Raw genomic sequence first — 796 nt, 5'->3', positions numbered from 1 at the left:
ATTGAATTAGAAAAGGATATATTAAAAAAGGCTACCGCTCTCTTGATGTCCGACTCCCTGAACAATTCTCGTTAATTGAGAAATTAAATCAACGAGAGCGTTACCCTATTAGTGTGCTATGTAGTGTATTTAATGTGCATCGTAGCAGCTATAAATACTGGGCTATACGGGATACGACACCGACACCAGAGCAAGTAAGGTTAGAGGCTGAAGTTAAAGCCATACATACAATGAGTGGGGGCTCAGCAGGTGCGAGGACAATCGCGGCAATCGCAACGAATAACGATTTTGAATTAAGCCGTTATCGTGCTGCTAAGTTAATGATTAAATTAAAGCTAGAAAGCTGCCAAGTACCTCAACATTCATATAAACGCGGCGGTAATGAACACCTTGAAATCCCAAACCTGCTTGATAGGCAGTTCGATGTTGTTGAGCCAGATACCGTGTGGTGCGGTGATGTTACATATATTTGGACAGGCAATCGCTGGGCTTATTTAGCGGTCGTTATTGATTTATTTGCGCGTAAAGTTGTGGGTTGGGCAATGTCATTGTCGCCAGATTCTAACTTAACGCTAAAAGCGCTTGAGTTAGCTTACGAAAGCAGAGGCAGACCAAGTGGGTTGATGTTTCACTCAGACCAAGGAAGCCATTATACGAGCTTGAAGTACCGCCAACGTTTATGGCGCTATAAAATCACACAAAGCATGAGTCGACGCGGAAATTGTTGGGATAATGCGCCAATGGAGCGATTTTTTAGAAGCTTTAAAACAGAATGGATGCCAAAGGTTGGATATGG

1 pseudogene is annotated in these 796 nt (G+C 42.8%); it reads left to right on the top strand.

The features are described 5' to 3' along the window. Positions 1 to 20: 20 nt before the first annotated feature. Positions 21 to 796 (top strand): annotated as a pseudogene (locus L654_RS0100120) (IS3 family transposase); the annotation flags it as partial.

The sequence above is a fragment of the Pseudoalteromonas sp. TAB23 genome (assembly GCF_000498075.1).
GTDB lineage: Bacteria > Pseudomonadota > Gammaproteobacteria > Enterobacterales > Alteromonadaceae > Pseudoalteromonas > Pseudoalteromonas arctica.
This window is presented reverse-complemented; position numbering and strand designations above follow the sequence as displayed.